Origin of the sequence: Aestuariibius violaceus, from assembly GCF_040779325.2 — a bacterium.
GTDB lineage: Bacteria > Pseudomonadota > Alphaproteobacteria > Rhodobacterales > Rhodobacteraceae > Aestuariibius > Aestuariibius violaceus.
Genome location: NZ_JBFONT020000001.1, coordinates 447,350 through 469,670, shown reverse-complemented (window position 1 = coordinate 469,670; position 22,321 = coordinate 447,350). Strand labels below are relative to the sequence as shown.

The 22,321-nt window shown below is 64.6% G+C and carries 22 protein-coding genes; 7 read left to right on the top strand and 15 right to left on the bottom strand.

Features of this window, described 5'->3' with window-relative positions; genetic code table 11:
- The first annotated feature begins 54 nt into the window (after nucleotides 1-54).
- The 6 genes from AADZ90_RS02325 to AADZ90_RS02300 all read left to right on the top strand — a co-directional run bounded on the left by AADZ90_RS02325 (nucleotide 55) and on the right by AADZ90_RS02300 (nucleotide 6,960).
- On the top strand, nucleotides 55-1,299 hold the full coding sequence (locus tag AADZ90_RS02325; RefSeq protein WP_367309374.1) for a carbohydrate ABC transporter permease: 1,245 nt from the start codon (nucleotides 55-57) through the stop codon (nucleotides 1,297-1,299).
- Nucleotides 1,296-2,582, top strand: a complete 1,287-nt coding sequence (locus AADZ90_RS02320; RefSeq protein WP_411996921.1) for a carbohydrate ABC transporter permease — start codon at nucleotides 1,296-1,298, stop codon at nucleotides 2,580-2,582. The genes AADZ90_RS02325 and AADZ90_RS02320 overlap by 4 nt, the downstream gene beginning before the upstream one ends.
- A 120-nt stretch (nucleotides 2,583-2,702) precedes the next feature.
- Entirely contained in the window at nucleotides 2,703-3,941 is a 1,239-nt protein-coding gene (locus AADZ90_RS02315; protein ID WP_367309376.1) for an MGH1-like glycoside hydrolase domain-containing protein, read from the top strand.
- Nucleotides 3,941-4,990 carry an ABC transporter ATP-binding protein gene (locus AADZ90_RS02310; RefSeq protein WP_367309377.1) on the top strand — a complete coding sequence of 350 codons (1,050 nt, stop codon included), beginning with the start codon at nucleotides 3,941-3,943 and terminating at the stop codon, nucleotides 4,988-4,990. The genes AADZ90_RS02315 and AADZ90_RS02310 overlap by 1 nt, the downstream gene beginning before the upstream one ends.
- Before the next feature lie 104 nt (nucleotides 4,991-5,094).
- Nucleotides 5,095-6,282: an MFS transporter gene (locus AADZ90_RS02305; RefSeq protein WP_367309378.1), complete on the top strand. Its 1,188-nt coding sequence runs from the start codon at nucleotides 5,095-5,097 to the stop codon at nucleotides 6,280-6,282.
- Between the two features lie 30 nt (nucleotides 6,283-6,312).
- Nucleotides 6,313-6,960, top strand: a complete 648-nt coding sequence (locus AADZ90_RS02300; RefSeq protein ID WP_367309379.1) for a peroxiredoxin — start codon at nucleotides 6,313-6,315, stop codon at nucleotides 6,958-6,960.
- Between the two features lie 27 nt (nucleotides 6,961-6,987).
- Here AADZ90_RS02300 and yghX read toward each other — a convergent pair whose 3' ends face one another.
- From yghX to AADZ90_RS02270, 6 genes are all read right to left on the bottom strand, one after another.
- Nucleotides 6,988-7,875: a YghX family hydrolase gene (gene yghX, locus AADZ90_RS02295; protein WP_367309380.1), complete on the bottom strand. Its 888-nt coding sequence runs from the start codon at nucleotides 7,873-7,875 to the stop codon at nucleotides 6,988-6,990.
- A gap of 44 nt (nucleotides 7,876-7,919) precedes the next feature.
- Nucleotides 7,920-8,489 (bottom strand): L,D-transpeptidase, encoded by a 570-nt coding sequence (locus AADZ90_RS02290; RefSeq protein ID WP_367309381.1) that lies wholly within the window; start codon nucleotides 8,487-8,489, stop codon nucleotides 7,920-7,922.
- A gap of 74 nt (nucleotides 8,490-8,563) precedes the next feature.
- On the bottom strand, nucleotides 8,564-9,130 hold the full coding sequence (locus AADZ90_RS02285; RefSeq protein WP_411996920.1) for a L,D-transpeptidase: 567 nt from the start codon (nucleotides 9,128-9,130) through the stop codon (nucleotides 8,564-8,566).
- Nucleotides 9,131-9,259: 129 nt separating this feature from the next.
- Nucleotides 9,260-10,414 (bottom strand): Fic family protein, encoded by a 1,155-nt coding sequence (locus tag AADZ90_RS02280; protein ID WP_367309383.1) that lies wholly within the window; start codon nucleotides 10,412-10,414, stop codon nucleotides 9,260-9,262.
- 196 nt (nucleotides 10,415-10,610) lie between these two features.
- Complete coding sequence (gene pnp, locus AADZ90_RS02275) at nucleotides 10,611-12,746, bottom strand: polyribonucleotide nucleotidyltransferase (protein WP_367309384.1); 2,136 nt, start codon at nucleotides 12,744-12,746, stop codon at nucleotides 10,611-10,613.
- A gap of 179 nt (nucleotides 12,747-12,925) precedes the next feature.
- Nucleotides 12,926-14,125, bottom strand: a complete 1,200-nt coding sequence (locus AADZ90_RS02270) for an MFS transporter (RefSeq protein ID WP_367309385.1) — start codon at nucleotides 14,123-14,125, stop codon at nucleotides 12,926-12,928.
- A gap of 132 nt (nucleotides 14,126-14,257) precedes the next feature.
- Here AADZ90_RS02270 and AADZ90_RS02265 point away from each other — a divergent pair, with 132 nt between their 5' ends.
- Entirely contained in the window at nucleotides 14,258-15,259 is a 1,002-nt protein-coding gene (locus AADZ90_RS02265; protein ID WP_367309386.1) for a sodium-dependent bicarbonate transport family permease, read from the top strand.
- Here AADZ90_RS02265 and AADZ90_RS02260 read toward each other — a convergent pair.
- The 9 genes from AADZ90_RS02260 to rbfA form a co-directional block, all read right to left on the bottom strand.
- Nucleotides 15,246-15,566: a DUF3240 family protein gene (locus AADZ90_RS02260; RefSeq protein WP_367309387.1), complete on the bottom strand. Its 321-nt coding sequence runs from the start codon at nucleotides 15,564-15,566 to the stop codon at nucleotides 15,246-15,248. The genes AADZ90_RS02265 and AADZ90_RS02260 overlap by 14 nt on opposite strands.
- Before the next feature lie 105 nt (nucleotides 15,567-15,671).
- Nucleotides 15,672-17,216, bottom strand: coding sequence for a DUF8728 domain-containing protein (locus AADZ90_RS02255; RefSeq protein ID WP_367309388.1), 1,545 nt, complete (start codon nucleotides 17,214-17,216; stop codon nucleotides 15,672-15,674).
- A gap of 55 nt (nucleotides 17,217-17,271) precedes the next feature.
- Nucleotides 17,272-17,541, bottom strand: coding sequence for a 30S ribosomal protein S15 (gene rpsO, locus AADZ90_RS02250; protein WP_367309389.1), 270 nt, complete (start codon nucleotides 17,539-17,541; stop codon nucleotides 17,272-17,274).
- A gap of 136 nt (nucleotides 17,542-17,677) precedes the next feature.
- Nucleotides 17,678-18,616, bottom strand: coding sequence for a calcium-binding protein (locus tag AADZ90_RS02245; RefSeq protein ID WP_367309390.1), 939 nt, complete (start codon nucleotides 18,614-18,616; stop codon nucleotides 17,678-17,680).
- Between the two features lie 77 nt (nucleotides 18,617-18,693).
- Nucleotides 18,694-19,572 (bottom strand): alpha/beta fold hydrolase, encoded by an 879-nt coding sequence (locus AADZ90_RS02240; protein ID WP_367309391.1) that lies wholly within the window; start codon nucleotides 19,570-19,572, stop codon nucleotides 18,694-18,696.
- The gene (locus AADZ90_RS02235) at nucleotides 19,569-20,078 is read right to left on the bottom strand and encodes a DUF1643 domain-containing protein (RefSeq protein ID WP_367309392.1); all 510 of its coding nucleotides are present in this window, start codon (nucleotides 20,076-20,078) and stop codon (nucleotides 19,569-19,571) included. The genes AADZ90_RS02240 and AADZ90_RS02235 overlap by 4 nt, the downstream gene beginning before the upstream one ends.
- 136 nt (nucleotides 20,079-20,214) lie before the next feature.
- On the bottom strand, nucleotides 20,215-21,120 hold the full coding sequence (truB, locus tag AADZ90_RS02230) for a tRNA pseudouridine(55) synthase TruB (protein ID WP_367309393.1): 906 nt from the start codon (nucleotides 21,118-21,120) through the stop codon (nucleotides 20,215-20,217).
- A 51-nt stretch (nucleotides 21,121-21,171) separates the two neighbouring features.
- A complete protein-coding gene (locus AADZ90_RS02225; RefSeq protein WP_367309394.1) occupies nucleotides 21,172-21,885 on the bottom strand; it encodes a phosphodiester glycosidase family protein in 714 nt (237 codons plus the stop codon).
- Nucleotides 21,882-22,286, bottom strand: a complete 405-nt coding sequence (rbfA, locus tag AADZ90_RS02220; protein ID WP_367309395.1) for a 30S ribosome-binding factor RbfA — start codon at nucleotides 22,284-22,286, stop codon at nucleotides 21,882-21,884. The genes AADZ90_RS02225 and rbfA overlap by 4 nt, the downstream gene beginning before the upstream one ends.
- Nucleotides 22,287-22,321 lie beyond the last annotated feature (35 nt).

The window sequence follows — 22,321 nt, the reverse complement described above, 5'->3', positions numbered from 1 at the left end:
CCCGGGCGGCGGACGGGAGGCCGCCGCCCGATGACCTAGCCGGGGAGGCTGGCGATGACATCGGTGGATCCACCTAAAGGCACAGGGCCCTTGGCGCGGCGTGAGGCGCGGCTCGCCTGGGGCATGCTGTTTCCGACGATCGCGATCGTGTCGCTGGTCGTGATCCTGCCGCTTCTGTCGATCTTCTGGATCAGCTTCAAACCGGTGGGCCTGGCCGATCTGCGGGCGCCCGCGCCGGTCGTGCGGGAGGCGCTGCGGGGGCGGCCAGAGGCGCCCGGCGATGCGGGCGAGATCCAGTACCGGCTGCGCAATTCCAGCCAGGACAGCCCGATCCTGGGCGTGACGCTGACCGATGTGATCCCCGAGGGGCTGGAGATCGGGGAGGTTCCCGCGCCGTGCCAGTTGGACGGGCGGCGGCTGACCTGCGACTTCGGCGATCTGGAAGGCGGCCAGCGGGACGAGGTCGAGATCCCGGTGACGGTCACGCAGGCCTTCCTGGATGCCGGGATCGACCCCGACGACACGCCGCCCGAAATGACCGGGCGGAGCGAGAACGTGCTGACGAGCAGCGAGTTCACGCTGGAGAATTTCGCCCGCGTCTTCGACAGCGACGAGTTCGTCGAGGTGATGTGGGTCACGATCTTCTACACCGTCTTCGGCACGATCGGTGCGCTGGTCATGGGGCTGTTCGCCGCGATGCTTCTGAACAAGTCGTTCAAGGGGCAGGGGATTTTGCGGGGGCTTTACCTCTTCCCCTATGTGGCGCCCGTGATCGCGGTGGCCTTCACCTGGGTGACGCTGTTCGATCCGTTTTCGGGCTCGGCCAATGCGCTGCTGATCCAGATGGGCGTAACGGACGGCGCGATCAATTTCTTTGGCGAGCGGCCGCTGGCGCTGATCATGGTCACGGTGTTTGAGATCTGGCGCTATTTCCCGCTGTCGTTCCTGTTCATCCTCGCGCGGATGCAGTCGATCGACACCGATATGTACGAGGCGGCGGATATGGACGGGGCCAGCCCGTTCCAGAAGTTCTGGTATCTGTCGCTGCCGCAGCTTCTGGGGATCCTGAGCGTCCTGTTCCTGCTGCGCTTCATCTGGACCTTTAACAAGTTCGACGACATCTTCCTGCTGACCGGTGGCAATGCGGGCACGCGGACGCTGACCGTGAACGTCTATGAGCAGGCCTTTGCGGTGTCGAATATCGGGGCGGGGGCGGCCGTGGCGGTGGTCATCTTCTGCTGCCTGCTGGCGTTCTCGTTCGCCTTCTTCAAATACGTCAGCCGGGAGGAAGGGCTATGAGCGCGCCGGAGGCGGTCGGGCCGGTTTCGGCGGCCGAACGGCACGGGGGCTGGGCGACGTTTCTGCAGTTCGGCTATGTCGCGGGGCCGCTGATCGGGGCGCTTTGGGCGCTGACGATGGCGGTGGTCACCTGCACGGTCGTGTCCTTTGCCACGGGCGAAGGCGTGGCGCCGAAGGTGCTGCCGTCTTTGGCCTTCGGCGCGTGGCTGGGCTTTGTCTGGTTGCCCGACGGGGGGCGGAGCGCTGTGGCGCGGATCGTGCCGGGGGTTGTGCTGGCGGTGCTGCTGATCGGGGTGTTCTGGCTGCTGCAGCCCGCGATCGTGGGCGCCGAGGGGACGGGGCTCACGACCGTTATCGCGGCCTGGGTGATCTTTGGCGTGGCGACCGCCTGGCCGCTGGAGCGGATCCTGCGCGACATGCCCTTCGGCGCGGCGACGCGGCACGAATTCGAAGAGGCGGTGATCCGGTTTTTGACCGGGTTCGGCTACATCTTCTTCACCGCCATCGTCGCGATCCCCTTCTACGTGATGGTGATGACGAGCCTGAAGAACCAGCAACAGCTGCTTCAGAACCCGCTCGACTTCACGATCGACCTGAGCCAGGGCTGGGCGCTGTTCCGCAGCTATTCCGAGCTCTTCACCGATTTCAACTTCGGAAGCTACCTGATGACGAGCTTCGTCGTCTCGGTGGCGACGGTGGTGCTGACGCTGCTCTTCAGCGTGCCGGGGGCCTATGCGGTGGCGCGTCTGCGGTTCAGGGGGCGGACGGCGTTTTCCCGCTCGATCCTGCTGATCTATATGGTGCCGATGATCGTGCTGGCCCTGCCCATCTACATCGCGTTTTCGATGACGGGGCTGCGGAATTCGATCATCGGGATCGTGATGATCTATCCCGTCACGACGATCCCGGTCGCTTTGTACATGCTGCAGGGCTACTTCCGCGGACTGCCAGCGGAGATCGAAGAGGCGGGCCTTATGGACGGCCTGTCCCGGCTGGCGGTGATCTGGAAGATCACCTTGCCGCTGTCGCTGCCCGCGATGGCGTCGGTGTCGCTTTACGTGTTCATGATCGCGTGGAACGAGTTCCTGCTGGCCTTCATGCTGCTCGACGATCCGTCGAAATTCACGCTGACCCGCGGGGTGGCGATGCTGAATTCGTCCGAGGTGCCGCGCCAGCACCTGATGGCGGGCGCGGTGATCGCGACGGTGCCGGTGATGGTGCTGTTTTTGGGGCTGGAGCGGTTCATGACCAAGGGGCTGACGGCGGGGTCGGTGAAGGGATGACGTTCCTTAGTGGCACAATGCAGCTGCCCCGCCCGGCGGCACCGCCGGGCAGCGCCCGCCCCGTGGGGCGCGGGTCGGGCGCTGCCCTTTCCGCAAAGTACCAAAGCTGGATGACCAACCATGTCTGAACCGCTCGATTCCGCCGCGAAGGCGATCCTCCATGGCAATGACAAGGGCGGCTACACGGTGCCGACCGCAGGGCTTTATCCCTACCAGTGGAACTGGGACAGCATGTTCGCCGCCTGGGGCTTTTCGACCTTCGACATCCCGCGTGCGTGGGAGGAGGTCGAGACGCTGTTCACCGGCCAGTGGCCGTCGGGGATGGTGCCGCACATCCTGTTTCACCGGCCCGATCCGGGATACTTTCCCGGCCCCGATGTCTGGGGCTGCGACGGGCCGGTGCCGTCCTCCGGCATCAGCCAGCCACCCGTCGCCGCGACCTTCATCCGCAAGATCTGGGAACAGGACCCCGAGGCCGGGCGCGCCCATATCGAGCGGCTGGTCCCCCAACTTGCCGACTGGCATCGCTGGTTCATGGCGTGGCGCACCGATCGGGGCGCCGTCTTCATCACCCATCCGTGGGAGGCGGGACGGGACAACGCGCCTGATTGGGACAACGCGATGGCGCGGATCGATCCCGTCGGCGTGGGCGAATACCAGCGGCGGGACACGGCGCATGTGGATGCCTCCATGCGGCCCACCAAGGAAGATTACGACCGCTATATCTGGCTGGTCCAGCGGGGGCGGAGGCTGGGTTGGGACGATGCGAAGATGGCCGAGGATCCGCCGTTCCGCGTCGCCGATCCGGGGATGACCTTCATCCTGCTGCGCGCCAATCGCGATCTGGAAGCGCTGGCGGCGGAGGTCGGGCATCCGACCGACGAGATCGCGGACTGGACCAGGGTTCTGGAAGATGGGGCAGAGACGCTCTGGAACGAGGAGCTTGGCTGCTACGATTCGCGCGACGCGGTGCATGGCGGCTGGGGCGAGAGCCTGTCGAACGCGTCGTTCCTGTGCTGGTATGGCGGTGTCGACCGGCCCGAGATGCTGCGCCAGCTTGACCGGGTGATGAGCAAGGCGCGCTACGGCGTGGCAAGCTACGATCCGGACGGAGCGAAGTTCGATTCCAAGCGGTATTGGCGCGGGCCCATCTGGGGAATCATGAACACGCTGATCGGCCTGGGCCTGTCGCAATGCGGGCACGAGGAGCAGGCGCGGCGGGTCAAGGCGACCACCCGCGCCCTGATCGAGGACCACGGCTTTGCCGAATATTTCGACCCGCTTAACGGGGCGCCGGCGGGCGGCGGGCGGTTCACGTGGACGGCGGCGATCTGGCTGGCCTGGGCAGGGAGGGAGTGATGGGCGCGATCACGCTCGACAGTGTCGAGAAATGGTTTGGCGATGTGCAGGTGATCAAGGGGGTCGACCTGGAGATTGCAGATGGGGAATTCGTCGTGTTCGTCGGGCCGTCGGGCTGCGGGAAGTCGACACTTCTGCGCATGATCGGCGGGCTGGAAGAGACCTCGCGCGGGCGGATGCTGATCGACGGGCGCGACGTGACGCCCGACCCGCCGTCCAAGCGCGGGCTGACGATGGTGTTTCAGAGCTACGCGCTCTACCCCCATATGTCGGTGCGCGACAATATGGGGTTCTCGCTGAAGACCGCCGGTGCGCCGAAGGCCGAGATCGACGCCAAGGTGGACGAGGCCGCGCGGATCCTGAAGCTGGATGCGCTGCTCGACCGGCGGCCCAAGGCCCTGTCGGGCGGTCAGCGGCAGCGGGTGGCGATCGGGCGGTCGATCGTGCGCGATCCGACGGCGTTCCTGTTCGATGAGCCGTTGTCGAACCTCGACGCGGCGCTGCGGGTCGAGATGCGCTACGAGATCGCCAAGCTGCACCAGACGCTGCAGGCCACGATGATCTATGTGACGCATGACCAGGTGGAGGCGATGACGCTGGCCGACCGGATCGTCGTGCTTGAGGCGGGGCGGATTGCGCAGGTGGGCACGCCGCGGGACCTGTATGAGAACCCGGCGAACCTGTTCGTCGCGCAGTTCATCGGCAGCCCGAAAATGAACGTGATGCCGTGCCGGACCTCGGGCGGGGAGTTCTCGCTCGACGGCGGGCGCACGGGGCCGTTTCCCGGCGACCACGAGGCGGTGCGGGTCGGCATCCGGCCCGAGCATATCGAGGTGCTGCCCGAGGGGCAGGGGCAATGCGACGCGACGATTGACGTGCTGGAATATCTGGGCGCCGATACCTTCGTGATTGCCGATGCGGGGCCTCTGGGGCAGGTGACGGTGCGGCTGCTGGGGGATACGGACCTGTCGCCCGGGCAGCGGATCGGGATGGGGTTCGCGCCCGCCGACACGCATTTCTTCGACGCGGCGGAACAGGCCGTCGTCTGAGCGCGGAGCTACCCGCCATCGCAGATCCCGCTATGTGCTGAGGCGTGATGTCAGGCCCTGCGGGGCGCCCTACATCCAGACAATCGCACTTGACGGAGATGGACATGCGCGCCGCCGGGCTGAAACTCACGCTGCTGTTCGGCGCCTCTCTGACGGTGATGTCGGCGGCAACGATTTCTCCGTCTCTGCCCGCCATTCGGGATCAGTTCGCGGATGTCGAGAATATCGAGGTTCTGGCGCGCCTGCTCCTGACTTTGCCTGCGCTTTTCATCGCGATCACCGCGCCGCTTTCGGGCTGGGTGATCGACCGGTTCGGACGGCTCAGGGTTCTGCTGACGGGGGCGGTCCTATTCGCGCTGTCGGGCATGTCGGGGCTGATCCTCGACAGCATCCCGGCGCTTTTGGTCGGGCGGGCCTTCCTCGGCATCTCGGTCGGGCTGATGATGCCGACGGTGACGACGCTGGCCGGAGACTACTTCGCGGGGGCAGAGCGGGCGCGGTATCTCGGGCAGCAGGCGGCGTTCATGGGCCTGGGCGGGCTGGTCTTCGTGTCGAGCGGCGGATTTCTGGCCGATCTCGACTGGCGGGCACCGTTTGCGATCTATGGCGCCTCGCTGATCATGATCCCCATGGTGCTGGCCTTCCTGACGGAGCCGGTGCGGGAACGACTTTCGGCCCCTACCGACGGGTCCGGGCGCATTCCGCTGATCGTGCCGGTGATCTACGGCGCGGCCTTCTTCGCCATGGTCGCCTTCTACATGGTGCCGACGCAGCTGCCGTTCCTGCTGCAGACGGCGCTGGGCATCCCGGAGGCAAGCCGGGCTGGGCTGGCGATCGGGATGGCGATGCTCTTCAGTTCAGTCGCATCGCTCGCCTATGGCCGCTTCGCCGGGCGGTTGCCGTTTGCGGGGTTCATGGGGGTGAGCTTTGGGCTGATGGCTGTGTCCTACGCCGTGATCTGGGTCAGTACGTCCTACGGGATGGTCATGGCGGCGATGATCGGCATCGGCATCGGGATGGGCCTGATCTTTCCGACGCTGACGACGACGCTTCTGGGCGCGGCGCCGGAGCATATCCGCGGGCGGCTGTCGGGCGGGCTGACGGCGTCGGTCTTTTCGGGGCAGTTTGTCTCGCCCATCCTCAGCCAGTCGCTGGTGCCGGTGGCGGGCGGGCTGCCGGCGGTCTTTGGCCTGTTCGCGGTGATGCTGGCCGTCGTGGCCCTGTTGGCGGCCCTTCTGGCGATCCGACCCGCGGGCGGGGTGTGGAACAGGGCCCGCGCGAGGCGTATGTAGAGCGGGACTCAGCCAGAAGGAGCAAGGGCTATGGCGCTGCGCATCAACGATACCGTTCCCGATTTCACCGCGATGACCGATCAGGGCGAGATCCGGTTCCACGATTGGATCGGCGACAGCTGGGCGATCCTGTTTTCGCATCCCAAGGACTTTACCCCCGTCTGCACGACCGAGTTCGGTGCGGTCGCGCAGCTGAAGGACGAGTGGGAGAAGCGCGGGACAAAGGTCATCGGCATCAGCGTGGACAGCGCCGAGGATCACACGCGCTGGAAGGAAGACATCAAGACCTATGGCGGGGCCGAGCCGGGCTTTCCGATCATTGCCGACGACAAGCTGGAAGTGTCCAAGATGTTTGACATGCTGCCCGCCGAATACGTGCTGCCCGATGGCCGGACGCCTGCGGACAGCGCGACGGTGCGGGCGGTCTACATCATCGGGCCGGACAAGCAGCTGAAGCTGACGATGACCTATCCGATGACCGTGGGGCGCAACTTTGCCGAGGTGCTGCGCGCGCTCGACGGGCTGCAGACCAGCAGCCGCGAAGGTGTGGCGACGCCCGCCAACTGGGAGGTCGGGCAGGATGTGATCATCCCGGCGACGGTCAGCGACGAAGACGCCAAGGCCAAGTTCGGCGCGTTCGAGACGAAGCTGCCCTATCTGCGCACGACCAAGCTTTGAGGAAGGCGGGCCCTGCGGGGCCCGTTTTCACTGCAGGTGATCCTCGAAGAAGGCGAGCGTGCGGTCCCAGGCCAGCATCGCCGCCGCTTCGTCGTAGCGCGGCGTCGTGTCGTTGTGGAAACCGTGGTTCACGTCCGGATAGAAGTGGACGCTGAATTCCTTGTGATTGGCGCGCAGGGCGTCGGAATAGGCCTGCCACCCTTCGTTGATGCGGTCGTCGAGGCCTGCATAGTGGATCATCAGCGGGGCCTCGATCTGCGGCACATCCTCTGCCGCGGGCTGGCGGCCGTAGAAGGGAACCGACGCGCCCAGTTCGGGATAGGCGACGGCCAGCGCGTTGCAGACGCCGCCGCCATAGCAGAACCCGACGCAGCCGACCCGGCCGGTGCTGTCGTCGTGATCGCGCAGGAATTCGTAAGCGGCGAAGAAATCCTCCATCAGCATTGCGCTGTCGAGCTGGCGCTGCATCTCGCGCCCCTCCTCATCCGTGCCGGGATAACCGCCGAGCGGGGTGAGCCCGTCCGGCCCGAAGGCGAGGTAGCCCGCCTTGGCGGTGCGGCGGACGACATCCTCGATATACGGGTTCAGGCCGCGGTTCTCGTGGATGACGAGGACGGCGGGCAAGGGGCCGGAGGCGCCGGCGGGGCGGGCCATGAGGCCGCGGATCGTGCCGTGTCCCTCGGGGCTTTCATATTCGGCACTCTCTGTGTCGATTGCCGGATCGTCGGGCGCGACCTGCTGGGCGAGCGCGTAGTTGGGCGAGAGCTGTTCCAGCAGCATCGCACCGGTCACGCCAGCAGCGGCGTATCTTCCTGCGGATGACATGAATTCGCGTTTCGAGATCCTGCCATGGACGTAGCCGTCGAAGATTTCGAGGATTCGCTGATCGAAGTCGGAGGCTTTCTTGCGCTGCATGTGCCCTGTCTCCCCTTTTGCGTAGGAAACAGGTAGCCCGGTCCTCAGCTCCGGGAAGTGAAGACCCGCGTGCCGATGGGTGCCCGCTTGTAGAGGTCGGCGGCGTGACTGTTGACCATGCGGATGCACCCGGAGGAAACGGCGTGACCGATGCTCCAGGGTTCGGGGGTTCCGTGGATGCGGTAGAGCGTGTCGCGACCGTTCCGGTAGAGGTAGAGCGCGCGGGCGCCCAGCGGGTTGGCCGGGCCGCCGGGCATTCCGGCGGCAAACTGTGCGTATTTTTCGGGTTCGCGGGCGATCATGTTGGCGGTCGGCGTCCAGCTGGGCCATTCTACCTTACGGCCGACATAGGCGCTGCCGCGGAACTGGCGACCGTCCTCACCCACCGCGATGCCGTAGCGGACGGCGCGGTCGCCCGGCAGGATGTAGTAGAGGAAGAAGTCGCTCTGGACGATGTGGATTTCGCCCGGGCGCAGCCCGAAATTGGAGCGGACGGGCACGATCTGGGCCCGGTAGAGCTCGGGCAGTTGCCACGCCGCCTCGGCCGCGCGCGGGATGACAAAGGTGGAGGCCGCCGCAGCGGCCCCGGTCAGGAAGGTACGGCGAGACAGCATCGGTTCGTCCTTTAGCCTGGCAGCGATTCCATTCTATCGCTGCCAGAACGCCGAACCAGTCGTTTAAGTTGCCTTCAGACCTGGATGCTGATCCGCGTGCCCACCGGGACACGCCGGTAAAGATCGTCCATGTCGTCATTGCGAAGTTTGACGCAGCCCGACGACCAGCCTTGGCCGATCATTTGCGGGAAGGGCGTGCCGTGGACGCGGTAGAAGGTATCCCGCCCGTTCACGTACATATAGAGCGCGGCCGAGCCCATCGGGTTCATCGGATGGCCACCGGGCAGGCCGTCCCTGTAAGGGCCGTAAAGGTTGGGTTCGAGCCGGATCATGTTCTGGGTCGGCCTCCAGCTGGGCCATTCCGCCTTGCGCGCGATCACGGCATCGCCGAAGAAATTGCGCCCCTCGGCCCCCAGCGCGATGCCGTAGCGCAAGGCGCGGCCGTCGCCGAGCGTCCAGTAGAGGTGAAACTCTGATTGTTTGACGATCAGGACGCCCGCCGGAAGGGCCGGGTTCACGTCGACTTCGCGCATGCGAAAGCGGCGGGGCAGACGGTTGGCGGGGGCCGGATTGGCGGTGACGATGGAGGGGGCGCAAAGCAGTGCAGACGCGCCTGCAAGGACGCTGCGACGGTCGATCATGGTTGCCTCAATAACGTACTTATCCTGGCTCATTGATGGCCGGGTTTTTCTGACGTTCAGGTTAACACACGGAAGATTTCAGCGAAATCCTGCCCGTTTCCGCGGTGCGCGGTCTGTTGCGCCCTTACGTCAATCGGCGTCGAGGATCTCAAGGAGGGACGACAGCGCATAAAGCCCCGGCGCCCGGCCCGAGGGTTTGACCAGCGTCGTGAGAAGCCCGTCCTCCACCAGGCGCGGCGTGAAATTCCTGAGCGTCGAGGCCGGGCCGTCTGCGCTTTCCACGAAGTGGTTGTTCCAGAAGACCGGGTTCGCGAACATGTAGTCGAGCGCGGCGCTGTAGTATTGCGACCGCAGAGCGTCGCGAAACCTCTGCTTCATTTCTTCGTAGTGGGCCTGCACCTGCAGGACCACGTCGATATTCGTCTGCGCCTGCGCCTCGAGCGCCGTCAGGAAGAAGACGCACCAGCCTGCCCAGTCGCCGGAGGCAGAGACCTCGCGCAACCGGTCGATGTAGCTGTCCTTCTCGCGTTCGAAGTAGTCGCTGACGAAGAAATGCGGTGCACTGAGGACGCCGCCTTCCCACAGCATCAGCGGGATCAGCATCCGCCCGATCCGCCCGTTGCCGTCCTCGAATGGGTGCAGCGCCTCGAACTCAGCATGGGCGATGGCGGTTTTCAGAAGAGGATGGCGGGTATCGTCGCGGATGAAGGAGGTCAACGCGGCCATCCCCGTGCCGAGATGTGCGGGCGAAATCGGTATGAAATCGACCCGCTTCTGGCGCCGGTCGCCGATGTAGTTCTGCTGGGTCTTGTAGTCGCCAGGATGCTTTTCGGCACCGCGGCCGTAGCTGAGCATGGTTCGGTGGGCAGAACGGATCAGGTGTTCAGACAGGTGGTACCCCTCCGAAATGGCGCCTTCGGCCTGGCGCAGCGCGCGCGCATAAAGTGCGACCTCCAACGTGTCGTCACGGGCGGTGCCTTCGGTCCGCCGGGCGCTTTCGCTGGCTTCGAGGCGCAGAACCTCTTCCAGCGTAGAGATCGTGCCTTCCATCCGGGACGAGACGACCGCGTCGCGCTGGCGGAGGGGCGCGAGCAGCAGTTCGGAGTTAGGAATGTATTGGAGCTTTTCGTCGTATCGCGTGAGCTGTTGCAGCGCGGCTGTGAGGGGCGGAAGAATGGTATCGAGAGGAATATCTGACGGCGGAAATGCCCCGTAGTGGTAGGTGGCTGCATTGCTGCAGTCATATGTTGTGTTGTTGATAGTAATTATCTGCTCGTGTGACATAAACAACCTTGTATCAAGCGGGTTCACAACAAACAAGTTTGTTGCGAGTGAAGTGCAGATCTGTAGCGACAAACCGCTTTGATGCGGGCCGGCTCGCATCAAGATGGCTTGTCTCCAGTGAGATGATCGTCTGCTGGAGACAAAAAAGGCCCCGCCGAATGACGGGGCCTTCCGAAACGAATAGTGAAAAGCGTCCTTACTCGGCCGTCTCTTCCTCTTTCTTCGCTTCCTCGCCGGTCTCCTGATCGACGACCTTCATCGACAGGCGAACCTTGCCACGGTCGTCGAAGCCGAGGAGCTTGACGTAGACCTCCTGGCCTTCCTTCAGAACATCCGACGGATGGTTCAGGCGGCGGTTCTCGATCTGGCTGACATGGACCAGGCCGTCGCGCTTTCCGAAGAAGTTCACGAAGGCGCCGAAATCGACGATCTTGACGACCGTGCCCTTGTAGACCTGACCCTCTTCCGGCTCGGCCACGATCGAATAGATCATGTCGTGTGCCTTCTTGATGGCCTCGGCATCGGACGAGGCGATCTTGATGATGCCGTCGTCGTTAATGTCGACCTTGGCACCCGACGTCTCCACGATTTCGCGGATGACCTTGCCGCCCGATCCGATGACTTCGCGGATCTTGTCGGTCGGGACCTGCATCGTCTCGATCCGGGGGGCGTGTTCGGAGAAGCCCTTGGTCTCGCTCAGCGCCTTGTTCATCTCGCCGAGGATGTGCATCCGGCCTTCCTTGGCCTGGGCCAGCGCCTTTTCCATGATCTCGGGCGTGATCCCGGCGACCTTGATGTCCATCTGGAGCGAGGTGATGCCGTTTTCGGTGCCCGCGACCTTGAAGTCCATGTCGCCGAGGTGATCCTCGTCGCCGAGGATGTCGGTCAGGACCGCGTAGGAGCCGTCATCTTCGAGGATCAGGCCCATCGCGACACCGGCGACGGCCGATTTCAGCGGGACGCCCGCATCCATCATCGACAGCGACCCGCCACAGACGGAGGCCATTGAGGAGGAGCCGTTCGATTCCGTGATCTCGGAGACGATTCGGATGGTGTAGGGGAAGTCGGTCTGGGCGGGCAGGACAGCCTGCAGCGCGCGCCAGGCGAGCTTGCCGTGGCCGATCTCGCGCCGTCCCGGAGGGCCGAAGCGGCCGACTTCGCCGACCGAGTAAGGCGGGAAGTTGTAGTGCAGCAGGAAGTTCGACCGGTAGGTCCCTTCCAGCGCGTCGATCATCTGCTCGTCGTCGCCGGTGCCGAGCGTCGTGACGACAAGGCCCTGCGTCTCGCCGCGGGTAAAAAGCGCCGAGCCGTGGGTCCGCGGCAGCAGGCCGGTTTCGGCGACGATGGGCCGGACCTGATCCAGTGCACGTCCATCCAGGCGCTTGCCGGTCTTGACGACATCACCGCGCAGGACCGACGCCTCGAGCTTTTTGATCGCGGAGACGAGGTTGGGGTCTTCGCGCTGCTCTTCAGTCAGGCTTTCGATGATGTGGTCGCGGGCGGCGTTTTGGGCGGCCACACGTTCCTGCTTGTCCTGGATCGTGTAGGCGGCGCGGACCTTGTCTTCGCCCGCCGCCTTGATCGCGGCGTAGAGGTCGGAATAGTCGGGCGCCTGGAAGTCGAACGGTTCGTTCGCGGCGTCTTCGGCCAGGTCGATGATCAGGTCGATCACCGGCTGGATCTGTTCGTGCGCGAAGGTGACGGCGCCGAGCATCTCTTCCTCGGTCAGCTCATAGGCCTCGGATTCGACCATCATGACCGCGTCCTTGGTCCCCGCCACGACGAGGTCGAGCCGTTGGTCCGGTTTGGTGCGGAGCTGGGACATATCGTCAAGCTCTGGGTTCAGGATGTAGTCGCCATCCTCGTAGCCCACGCGGCACCCGGCGATCGGGCCCATGAAGGGCGCGCCAGAGATCGTCAGCGCGGCAGAGGCCGCGATCATCGCCACGATATCGGGATCGTTGACGAGGTCGTGGGACAGAACGGTGCAGATCACCAGCACCTCGTTCTTGAACCCGTCGACGAAGAGCGGACGGATCGGCCGGTCGATCAGGCGGGAGGTCAGCGTTTCCTTTTCGGTCGGCCGCGCCTCGCGCTTGAAGAAGCCGCCCGGGATCTTACCGGCGGCATAGTATTTCTCGTTGTAGTGCACGGTCAGCGGGAAAAAGTCCTGCCCCGGCTTCATCTCCTTGGCGAAGGTCACGTTGGCCATGACGGAGGTTTCGCCATAGGTGGCGATGACCGATCCGTCAGCCTGACGGGCAACCTTGCCGGTTTCCAGTGTCAGCGTTTCCTCGCCCCACTGGATGGATTTCTTAACTTCGTTGAACATGTATCGTTTCCTATCTCGGAAGCACTCCCGGGCGGTCCCGGGTCTTCCGTTTTGCATGGCGGCCCCATTGCCGCCGGCCCCTATCCTTTGCGTTCACGCCGGGGCCATGGCGTCACGTCTCAGATTCTGCGCGCATACATGACTTTGCCTGCCATGGGAACCGGCAAAGGGTCGCGGGGTCAGGCGGGTTTCAGGCGCCGCGGCCAGCCCCACCCCGCCACATAGGCAAGGAAGAGCGCGGCGGCGGCGTTGATGGCGGCGGCCAGCGCGAAGGCGGCGATCAGCCAGCCGGTGTCGGAGAGGATGCCGGCCAGGATGATGACCGGCGGCATCCCGATCTTGAAGATCGCCCCGGTGATGCCCGCGACCCGGCCCATATGCGCGGCCTCGACCGTTTCCTGCCGGTAGGACCAGATGCCCACGTTGAAGAAAAGCGCGAGCGCTCCTTCGACAAAGCTGAGCAGGCAGAGGAGCAGGTAGGCATCGGTTCCCGCGACCGCAAGATAGGTCAACGCCAGCATCCAGATCGGCCAGAAGAATGCGGTGCGATAGCCCAGCTTTCTGCGGATCTTTGCCGCGTAGAGGGACGCGACGACCGACCCGGCCCCGGCGCAGGCAAGGACGATGCCGATGCGGAACGGGTCGATCAGAAGGTCCGCCTTCAGCTTGAGGAGGAGCGCGACGGCAAACGCCCCGTCGGCGGCGTTGGTCATGACGACGACGATGGTCATCATCACAAGCTCCCGGTTCGCGCGGAAGACCTGCCAGCCTTCGGCGAGCGACGGCCAGAACCGGGCAGGCTGCGGCAGAGTTTCCTCGGGCGCGACGGCGGCGGCGCCGAAGCAGGCGAGCGCCATCAGAAGGCAAAGCCCGCCGATCACCCCCTCGTGCCCCAGCCAGAGCAGGGCCAGGCCGCCGATCGCCGGGCCGACGGTCGTGATCGTGGCATGCACGCCGCTGACCAGCGCGGTCGCATCCGACAGCCGGTCATGGCTCACGGTCAGGCGGATCAGCGTCATGTGCGCGTTGCCCAGCGCATAGCCGACGCCGTTGAACACGATCATGAAGACCATCAGCGCAGGGACAGAGATGTGGTCTGTCCGCACGCCCACCCAAAGGGCCAGCAGCGAGAGGAGCAGAAGCGCCGTGTAGGCCCTGAAGCTGACGCGCTTGCGGATCCGGTCGTTGATGACGCCGATGAAGACGGCGAAGAGGATGTTCGGGATGAACGCCGCGCCACGGATCAGCGACAGATCGGTGCCCGCCTCGTTCAGGTCGAACGCCAAGAGCGGCAGGGTGAAGGACAGGATCGTCTGCGCCATGACCAAGATGCCAACCACGACGAGGGAGAGGACGAAGGGGCGGCTATAGGCGCTCATGGCTGCCTAGATGCCCAAGACCCCGGCGAAAGGAAACCGGCTCCGCGCTGATCGGCGACAGCGGGCTTGTGGCCGACCGGGCTTTGAAGGACGGTGGCGCGACGACAATCCGGTGAGGCTGAAAGGAAGACCATGGATCTGATCGCCGAATTCCTGTTGCGTGTCCTTGGTCAGTTCCAGTCGCCTTCCCTCGCGTTTCTCATCGGCGGGATGCTGATCGCGGCGATGGGATCACGGCTGACGATCCCCGACGCTGTCTATCAGTTTGCGGTCTTCATGCTGCTGATGCGGATCGGGCTGAACGGCGGGATGACGATCCGCGAAAGCGACCCGGCGGATATGATCCTGCCCGCGCTTGCCGCGATGGGGATCGGTGTGGGGATCGTGCTGCTGGGGCTGATAACCCTCGCCCGGTTGCCCAAGATCGCGCGGGCCGATGCGATCGCCACGGCGGGTCTGTTCGGCGCGGTCAGCGCTTCGACCCTCGGTGCGGCGATGGTCGCGCTTGAGGCGGACGGGATCGCGTATGAGGCGTGGGTGCCCGCGCTTTATCCCTTCATGGACATCCCCGCGCTGATCCTCGCCATCGTGCTGGCCGGGATGGGCAAGGCGAAGTCCGACGGCAACACCGTCACGCCGTGGTTCATCGTCAAGGACAGCCTGCGCGGGTCGGCCCTGTCGGCGCTGCTTCTGGGGCTGCTCCTGGGCCTGCTGACCCGGCCCGAACGGGTGTTCGAGACGTTCTACGATCCGCTCTTCCGGGGCTTACTGTCCGTCCTGATGCTGGTGATGGGAATCGAGGCGTGGCAGCGCCTGTCAGAGCTGCGGCGCGTCGCCCATTGGTACGCCGTCTACGCGTTCATCGCGCCGATCACCCACGGCCTGATCGCGTTCGGGGTCGGTTATCTGTTGCATCAGGCGACCGGGTTCAGCCCCGGCGGCGTGGTGTTGCTGGCGCTGCTCGCCGCATCGTCGTCCGACATCTCGGGCCCGCCAACGCTGCGTGCGGGCATCCCTGAGGCCAATCCCTCGGCCTATATCGGGGCGTCGACCAGCGTCGGCACACCGATCGCCATTGGGGTGTGTATCCCGCTGTTCATCGCGCTGGCGGAGGTCGTCTTTACTCTACCCTGAACTTGGCGGGTCGGAGGATCTCGACAGCCTCCACATAGACGATACCGGAATAATGCTCGAAGAACCGCGCGGCGAGCGCTTCGGCGATCTTTTCGGCCACATCATGACCCGAGACGACGACCTCGATCTTCACGTTGGCCTGCAATCCCGACACATGGGCCCGCGACTGGGTCCGCTTGCCGCGGCTGCCCTTTCCGCCGACGGCGGAATAGGTATAGCCGGTCGCCCCCATCTCCTCGACCAGCGCGGTGATCTTGTCGAGCAGGATACGCTCGGTGATGATGATGAGCTTTGTGGCAGCGAACATCTGGGGCCCTCCTTCGCGTCGACCATCGCCGGGGCGGCTGGGGGGTGCAAGGGCGGAAAGCTGAGAGCCTGCTTGCCTCAGCTTGATATACTCCCTAGTGCACGATTAGGAGTCGCAGGACGGATAGATCGTCAGGTTGGCGGCGGCAGGAAGGGTCGGTTCGAACTCGGTGAGGGCTGTGCGAAACGCTTGTTCTTCGGTCATATCAATAAGATAAAACACAACGCTTCCAATCGCGACCGATACTCTTGAAGTCTCAAGAATTGCTAATCGACACCAACTCTCTGGAAGTGATCCAGAAAACCATTCCTCATAGACCATGGCATAAGCGATGCCATTCTTAATAGTGATCTGACCAATTTCCTCACTAGTCATATCTCCATCAGCGCGCATTTGACGAGCTTGCTCAGAGCCCAGACCCCAAAGGTCTAGAAGATAGACGTCATTCTGATAAGATAGGTATCCGATATCGTTCGCGGCGACTGGGCGATCATAGAATTCGGTCGAAAATCGATGCATCTGATACTGCTGATTAAAAATGTTATGCGATGCTGCTGGTGTTTGGAAAAGATATATTATATTGCTAAACCCAACTGTTAGAATTATCAAACAGGTTGCGGTGGTTTTCAATATAGGAAATCTCGTATTTTGCTTAAAGAAGTCCCTGTAGAGAATGAAAAGTATTGAGATCAAGCTGGCAAAAATGTAGATCTCATACCGCCCGCGCCAGCCATAATCACCGAATAGAAAGTGAGCCGCCGCAGCTATAGAAATCGCAAAAGTGGTGCCGCGTTCAGTTTTTGAGTGTTTTTTTGTTCTGGTGATTGCAAGGACGAGTAGACAAATAGCAATCAATAGATGGGTGGGTTGAGGTTCCTGCAGATCAACGAACAACTGAAGAAAAAGCGGTAGCAATGGACTTACTGATCCGTCACCGAGTATAGCAGCAGCAGTCTCATGCTTAGTCAGCACGCTGCTTGGCAACGGTGGTAGGCCGAGTGCCCACATCGACACCACATAGCTCGCGATGCATACGATAACCACTACAGCAGCTGTCGCGGCCGCGGAAAATCGCCGCTGCCAGGTGAGAACGGCGATCGCGGCAAAGGCCAGGGCCGCGCCTTCGAAGCGTAGAAGGGGCGCCGCGATGATCGCAACGACAAGGGCCAGTGGCACGCCGTCCCGCCGGTCCAGCGCCAGAAGACCCGCGACGATGGCCAGGCTCACCCAGACGTGCAAAGTGTGCTCCATCCCGTTGAGCGGCAGGCCGAAGGCGTGGATCGCGAGAAACGAGAACGGAAGAAGGACGATCGGGTCCGGCCGTGTCAGTTGCCCCCCCTCGTCCGCGAAGGCGTCGAAGAGGAGGCCCGCGAAGACCCAGGCCAGACCCGCTGCGCCGATAAGGTTCAGGATCAGCGGCCCCCAGCTGCCCGCGCCGAGGAACATCAGGCCGGCCAAGAGGAACGGATAGAGGATCGAAGAGGAGGGCGAGGCGACCTCACCCACATTGATCCCGTAATGGCCCGCGCGGATGTTTTCGGCGAGCGACAGGTGAATGTAGGGATCGTCGAGCGTGTAGAAGAAGGTACCGCCGGTGGCGGCGAGCGCCTTCTGAAAGAAATAGGCGACCCCCGCGAGAACGAGGATCACCCCATAGATCTGGAAGTATCGCCTTCCTGTCACCGGAGACCGGGTTCGGCGGACGTCAGCGACGCAGGCCGAGACGTTTGATCAGGTCCTGGTAGCGGGCTTCGTCCTTGTCCTTGACGTAGTCCAGCAGCTTGCGGCGCTGAGCAACCATCTTGAGCAGGCCGCGGCGGCCGTGGTTGTCTTTCTTGTGGATCTTGAAGTGCTCGGTCAGCGTCGCGATGCGCGACGACAGGATGGCGACCTGGACTTCGGGCGACCCGGTGTCACCGTCCTTGGTCGCGTATTCCTTCATGACGCGTTCTTTTTCTTCAGCAGTAATCGACATCGGGGGCTCCTTTGGGTTCAGGGTTATGGCGCAAGCCGGGATGTCGTCCAGCAGGGCCCATGGAGAACGCCCCGGAGGGCCGGGGCGGTGTGCGAAGCGCGCATATAGGAGGATTCCCAACCGATGGGAAGGGGGATCAGGCGGCGGGCAGGGTTTCCGACGTGACGAACTCGATCTCGTCGGGATCCATGGCGATGGCATCGACGATGCGGGCCGCGAGTTGGCCGTCAAGATGCAGGTCGGTTCCCGTCTCGGAGGGGTGCAGTTCCACCACCGGCGGTACGCTGCCGGGATCGAGCATGATCACGATCCGGTCGATCTCCCCATCGTAGTCGGAGATCGTCGTGGGTGCCGGGGTGTCGGGCAAATCCGCCTCGTCGCCTGCCAGAACGAAGGTATCCGCACCGGCGCCGCCATGGAGCATGTCGCCAGCGTCGCCGATCAAGGTGTCGTCGCCATCGCCGCCATTGAGGAAGTCATCCTCCCCATCGCGGCCATCCAGGATGTCCGCGCCGGTCCCGCCGAAGAGGGTATCCAGGCCAGCGCCGCCGGTCAGCCGGTCATTCCCGCCCTTGCCTTCCAACCGGTCGTGGCCCGTACCGCCGTCCAGCGTGTCGTTGCCGCCGCCGCCGGTCAGCCGGTCATTGCCTGCTTCGCCGCTGATCGTGTCGTCGTCGTTATGGCCGAAGAGGGCGTCGTCGCCGTCGCCGCCCACCAGCACGTCGTCGCCGTCTTTGCCGTGGAGCGCGTCGTCACCCATCCCGCCAAGGATCCGGTCGTCGCCACCTTCGCCTTCGATATGATCGTCGCCGCCGAGGCCATGGATGATCTCGCCGTGATCCTCGCCGAAATGGATGTCGCGCTCCTCTGTCAGCTCCGTGATGGCGGGGTCGTCGTCCGGCACCTCCTCGTCGGCGACGTCAATGATCTGGACCGGCGCGTGCTCATCGTCCGTCTGCGCCTTGTCCTCAGGCTGCGTATCCGCTGCCTCCTCTTCGCTGTCGGAAGAGAAGTTGTCGGATATGAACACACCGGCGACCAGCGCGCCGGTGACGCCTAGCAGCATGGCAAGCATGACACCGCTCCATCATTGTCTGGAGCACGAACATAACACGAACATGTCCGCTATCGGTCTGAATTCGTTCAGGAAGGTTAACGGGCGCGGAAGAAAGGGAGGAAGGTGCGGGTCACGGCCTCCGGGTTCTCCTCCATCGCGAAATGGCCCGAGCGGCAGGAGGCGGTCTGCAGGTCTGCGCACCAGCGGGACCAGAGCGCCGCGGGGTCACCGGAGCGGGCGGGGAAGCCCGCCTCGGCATAGAGGAACATGGTGGGGGCGGCGATCTGGGCCGTCTCGGCCTCGTCGATGCGGCGGTCGGTCGTGGCGCCGGCGCGGTAATCGGCGCACATGGCGTGGAGCCGGGCCGGATCGGCCGCCTGGGCGCGGTAGCTGGCCAGCGCCTCGGGCCGGAACGCGGAGAGGTCCTTGGCAAGCGTCCAGCTTTTCAGCGTGTGGTCGATATAGCCTTCCGGGTCGGCGGCGATCAGCGTTTCAGGGAGCGGATGCGGCTGGGCGAGGAAGGTCCAGTGATAGGCGGCCATGGCGAGGTCCGCATTCCAGGCGGCCCAGAAGTCGCCGGTGGGCACGATCTCGATGATGCCCATGTGGGCGATCCGGCGGGGGTGGTCGAGGGCGAGGCGGTAGGTGACGCGCGCGCCACGGTCGTGGCCGAGGATATGGGCGCGGTCGAGGTTCAGCGTGTCCATCAGGCCGATGATGTCCTCGGCCATTCGTCTTTTGAAATAGACGGTGTGATCGGGATCGTCCGGTGGGGCATCGGAGGCGCCATAGCCGCGGAGATCGGGGATGATGGTATCGAAATGCTCGGCGAAGGCGGGCGCGACCCTGGCCCAGCAATGGTGGTTTTGCGGGTAGCCGTGGAGGAGGATGAGGGGATGGCCCTGCCCCGCACGGTGAACCGAAAGCGTGACGTCGCCGGTGTCGATGCGGGTTTCGGTGAAGCCGTCGATCATGGGAGCCAAGGCTCGGGCTGCTGGGCGTAGGAGATGTAAAGCGGGTGCTTGGGATGGCCTGCCTTGCTGAGGCCGAGATGGGTGAGGGTGTGGCCCGCGGCGCGGAGGAGCGTTTCGACCTGCGGGCCGCGGTTCAGGTGGGCACCATGGGTGCCCCAGGCGGCGACGATGCTGTCGGCCCAGGCGGCGCCGTCGAGGATGGCAGTGTCGTTGAGGGGACCGACGGGATCCTCCGTCCGGTAGAGCGCCTTGGGATCGGTGCTGCGCCAGGCGAAGATGTTGCAGACCCGGAAGGCGCCGAAGCCGAGGGCTCTGGCCCGACGCTCGCAGCGCTCGACCGTGGGGTCATTCTGGACTTCGGTCGCGGTCGAGGGGTTCAACATGACGAAGAGCACCTTGGTGCCGCCCGGGTCCCAGATGCGGGTGAGCGCGTAGCGGTAGCGTTCGCAGGGGGAATAGGTGGCCTCCGACGGGGCGTCGTCCTTGACGTGGGTGCGGGTGATCATGGGGGTGTTGTCAAACGGCGCCGCTGGCGCGGCAAGTCCTTTTTGGGACGGGTGGAGCGGTGAGCCCCTTTGGTCTGGGGTCTGGGACGGCGGCGCCGTCGGATTTGAGTATTTAGGGCCAGATGAAGCGGGCAGGTCAGAGATTGAGGACGCGGGCGGGGTGGAGGCTGCCGGCGCGATAGGTGCCGATGGCGATGGGCGTGCCCTTGTGGGAGGCCCAGGCGGTGTCGCCGAACTCTGCGGTGGAGGAGAGGACCTCGGCCGGGTTGCCGTTGCGCAGGCGGGCAGCGGCGAGCTCGGAACAGGGGAGTTCGGGCAGGTCGGCGAGCGCGGTCGCGACCGGGAGGAGGCGGGAATCGAGGGCCTCTGTGCGGGCCTCGTCCTCGATGGTGGTGAAAGGGACTGCGTCCTCAAGGTCGAAGGGGCCGGACCAGAGGCGGCGGAGCTCTGTGACGTGGCCGAGGCAGCCGAGGGTTTCTCCCAGATCGCGGGCGATGGAGCGGACATAGCCGCCCTTGCCGCAGGTCATCTCGAGCACGGCGTGGTCGGGATCGGGGCGGTCGATCAGCTGGAGAGCGGCGACGTGGAGCGGGCGGGCAGCGATCTCGAACTTTTCGTCGTCGCGGGCCAGCGCATAGGCGCGCTCGCCGTCGATCTTCACGGCGGAGAATTTCGGCGGCACCTGCAGGATGTCGCCGGTGAAGGATGGAAGGGCCGCGCGGATCTGATCGTCGGTCGGGCGTGTGTCGGCGGTGGCGATGACCTCTCCCTCGGCATCGTCGGTATTGGTGGCGGCGCCCCAGCGGATCGTGAATCGGTAGGCCTTGTCGGCATCGGTGACATAGGGGATCGTCTTGGTCGCCTCCCCCAGCGCCACGGCCAGCAGCCCCGTCGCCGCCGGGTCGAGCGTGCCCGCATGGCCTGCCTTCTTCGCGTCAAACGCCCAGCGCACCTTGTTGACGACGGCCGTCGAGGTCGGCCCCGCGGGCTTGTCCACGATCAGCCAGCCGGAAATGTCGCGTCCCTTGCGGCGCTTGGCCATCCTTGCCTCCTTCGGTGAGGGGCGCGGCTTAGCCTCTGACGGGGCGCGCCGTCAATCGGTGACGGCGATGATCGGTCCCATCGGGCGGCCGAAATCCGACCGCTCCAGCTGCGGCGCGTGGAGCCGCGAGATGTTGCCATCGAAATAGAGCGCCTGGGGCAGCTCTAGCACGTCACGGAAGAAGCGGCCGAAGGTGTGGAAGTTGACCGGATCGTTGGAGATCACGAAGACGGCCCGATCGCCGTTTTCGGTCGTGCCGACACCGTTGCGGATATAGAGGCTGTCGGAGGCCGGCAGGAAACGCGGATGCAGGGCGCCGTCGATCACCAGCATAGGCCCCGACTGGGTGGCGCTGTGGCAGGCGGGCGCCTCTGTCACGTAGCGCGCGGTCTCGTAGACGCGGGCCGCGCCGCCCGACAGGCAGAGGATGCCGTTCGGCAGAAGGCCGAAATTGCCGGGGCCGTCCGTGGTGATGACCCGCATCACCTCTTCGCCATCTTCGACATAGTGGCCCACGGGGGCGCGGTCGGCGTGATACATGCCGGCATTCATCGCAAACGGGATCTCTTGCGCCAGCGCTTCGGCCAGGGTGCCGAAATGGCCAAACGGCTGGCCCTCGCCGTCATAGAGGAAAAGCTGCAGGCGGTCCGCCGCCGGATCAACCTCGCAGAGCGTCATCGAGACGCCTTCGAACGTCGTATCGCGGCAGTCGACCGCCGCCGCCGGCAGGGCCAGGCAGCAGAGCACCACGGCCAGGCGGATCATTCGTCCGGCGCCTCCACGTCGCGGCGCACTTTTTCTTCCGAGAACAGGCGGCGCGTGTCGTCGAGGCGGTCGAAGGTTTCGTCGATGCGGAACCGCAGTTCGGGCGAGTATTTCAGCGTCACCGCTTTCGACACGGCGCGCCGCAGCTCGTGCTTGTTCCGCCGCAGCGCCTCCAGCGCTTCCTCCCGGCCCTGACCGCCGAGGGGCAGGACATAGGCCACCGCCACCTTCAGGTCGGGCGACGTCTGGACCTCGCCCACGGTGATCGACATTGCGTTCAGCTCGGGGTCGTGGATATCGCCGCGGTTCAGGACGTCGGACAGGGTCCGCCGGATCAGTTCGCCCACGCGAAGCTGCCGTTGGGAAGGGCCTGCGCCCTCGTGATGCCGGTGTCGTGCCACGGCCCCGGTCTAGACCCATTCGGGCCGGATTGCCA

Excerpts from the sequence above, each read along its gene's own strand:
- AADZ90_RS02305 (WP_367309378.1), top strand. The coding sequence starts at position 5,095 with ATGCGCGCCGCCGGGCTGAAACTCACGCTGCTGTTCGGCGCCTCTCTG.
- truB (WP_367309393.1), bottom strand. The coding sequence starts at position 21,120 with ATGGCCAAGCGCCGCAAGGGACGCGACATTTCCGGCTGGCTGATCGTG.
- yghX (WP_367309380.1), bottom strand. The coding sequence starts at position 7,875 with ATGCAGCGCAAGAAAGCCTCCGACTTCGATCAGCGAATCCTCGAAATC.
- rpsO (WP_367309389.1), bottom strand. The coding sequence starts at position 17,541 with ATGTCGATTACTGCTGAAGAAAAAGAACGCGTCATGAAGGAATACGCG.
- pnp (WP_367309384.1), bottom strand. The coding sequence starts at position 12,746 with ATGTTCAACGAAGTTAAGAAATCCATCCAGTGGGGCGAGGAAACGCTG.
- AADZ90_RS02240 (WP_367309391.1), bottom strand. The coding sequence starts at position 19,572 with ATGATCGACGGCTTCACCGAAACCCGCATCGACACCGGCGACGTCACG.
- AADZ90_RS02290 (WP_367309381.1), bottom strand. The coding sequence starts at position 8,489 with ATGCTGTCTCGCCGTACCTTCCTGACCGGGGCCGCTGCGGCGGCCTCC.
- AADZ90_RS02300 (WP_367309379.1), top strand. The coding sequence starts at position 6,313 with ATGGCGCTGCGCATCAACGATACCGTTCCCGATTTCACCGCGATGACC.
- AADZ90_RS02285 (WP_411996920.1), bottom strand. The coding sequence starts at position 9,130 with ATGATCGACCGTCGCAGCGTCCTTGCAGGCGCGTCTGCACTGCTTTGC.
- AADZ90_RS02325 (WP_367309374.1), top strand. The coding sequence starts at position 55 with ATGACATCGGTGGATCCACCTAAAGGCACAGGGCCCTTGGCGCGGCGT.
- AADZ90_RS02280 (WP_367309383.1), bottom strand. The coding sequence starts at position 10,414 with ATGTCACACGAGCAGATAATTACTATCAACAACACAACATATGACTGC.
- AADZ90_RS02225 (WP_367309394.1), bottom strand. The coding sequence starts at position 21,885 with ATGATCCGCCTGGCCGTGGTGCTCTGCTGCCTGGCCCTGCCGGCGGCG.
- AADZ90_RS02310 (WP_367309377.1), top strand. The coding sequence starts at position 3,941 with ATGGGCGCGATCACGCTCGACAGTGTCGAGAAATGGTTTGGCGATGTG.
- AADZ90_RS02260 (WP_367309387.1), bottom strand. The coding sequence starts at position 15,566 with ATGTTCGCTGCCACAAAGCTCATCATCATCACCGAGCGTATCCTGCTC.
- AADZ90_RS02270 (WP_367309385.1), bottom strand. The coding sequence starts at position 14,125 with ATGAGCGCCTATAGCCGCCCCTTCGTCCTCTCCCTCGTCGTGGTTGGC.
- AADZ90_RS02235 (WP_367309392.1), bottom strand. The coding sequence starts at position 20,078 with ATGATCACCCGCACCCACGTCAAGGACGACGCCCCGTCGGAGGCCACC.
- AADZ90_RS02245 (WP_367309390.1), bottom strand. The coding sequence starts at position 18,616 with ATGCTTGCCATGCTGCTAGGCGTCACCGGCGCGCTGGTCGCCGGTGTG.
- AADZ90_RS02315 (WP_367309376.1), top strand. The coding sequence starts at position 2,703 with ATGTCTGAACCGCTCGATTCCGCCGCGAAGGCGATCCTCCATGGCAAT.
- AADZ90_RS02320 (WP_411996921.1), top strand. The coding sequence starts at position 1,296 with ATGAGCGCGCCGGAGGCGGTCGGGCCGGTTTCGGCGGCCGAACGGCAC.
- AADZ90_RS02265 (WP_367309386.1), top strand. The coding sequence starts at position 14,258 with ATGGATCTGATCGCCGAATTCCTGTTGCGTGTCCTTGGTCAGTTCCAG.